1 protein-coding gene is annotated in these 1,039 nt (G+C 68.6%); it reads left to right on the top strand.

Annotated elements, in window-relative coordinates; genetic code table 11:
- Positions 1–106: 106 nt before the first annotated feature.
- The coding region (locus ABT116_RS50190) for an ATP-dependent DNA helicase (RefSeq protein WP_502984123.1) at positions 107–1,039 on the top strand (933 nt) is incomplete at its 3' end.

Raw genomic sequence — 1,039 nt, 5'->3', positions numbered from 1 at the left:
GCCACGTCGACGGCCGTATCCAGCGCGCCACCGCCAACCTTCTGGACCGCATCTGCAAACGCGACTGACCCACTGTCGGTGATCATGTGACGAATTGGTGCCGGGCGTGTCCGATCAGGCGTGGCGGCAGGTCAGCGTCACCTCCCGCGAGTGCATCGGCAAGAACCAGTGCCCGGTCGGTGAGGACTGCTTCGCCGAGCGGGCCCGAGTCGAGGCGTCGAAAGCCGACGTCGTGGTCACCAACCACGCACTGCTCGCCATCGACGCCATCACCGGCATCCAGATCCTTCCCGACCACGACGTCGTGGTGATCGACGAGGCCCACGAGTTGGTCGACCGCGTCACCGGCGTTGCCACGGCTGATCTCACTGCCGCCTCGATCAGTGCCGCGGCCAGGCGCTGCGGCAAGATCGCCGAAGAACAGGACGCCGACCGACTCGAAGCTGCCGGCGAGGGTTGGGCGGGGCTCCTCGAAGAATTACGGCCAGGTCGATGGGAAGGCCTCCCGGACGGGGCGGCGCCCGCACTGGCCGCGATCCGCGACGCGGCCTGGTCGCTGCGCACCGCTATCGGCCCGGCCAAACCGGGTATGGCGGCCGCAGACCCCGAAGCCGCTGCCGCCCGCAACGCCGCGCTCTCGTCCGTCGACGACGTCCACGACAGCGCCGTGCGCATTCTCACTGCTTTCGACGAACCCGACCCGGCCAAGCGCAAGGACGTCGTCTGGCTGTCCTCGGACGAGTTCCGCGGATCGGTGCGGCGCTCCGTCCGGATGGCTCCGCTCTCGGTCGGCGGGTTGCTGCGCTCGCGACTGTTCGCCGAATCCACCGTCGTTCTCACTTCCGCGACACTGACCGTCGGCGGATCGTTCGACGGGCTCGCCGTCAACTGGGGTCTCCCCGCCGAATCGTCCGCGCGCCCCGACTCGGGTACCGCCATCGGAACCGAAGCCCCTTCCGACGCTTCGGCTTTCCGCTGGAACTCGCTCGACGTCGGGTCGCCGTTCGACCATGCCAAGGCCGGCATCATCTACATTGCC

It is taken from the genome of Streptomyces sp. NPDC002130 (assembly GCF_040296465.1).
Classification (GTDB): domain Bacteria; phylum Actinomycetota; class Actinomycetes; order Streptomycetales; family Streptomycetaceae; genus Streptomyces.
This window is presented reverse-complemented; position numbering and strand designations above follow the sequence as displayed.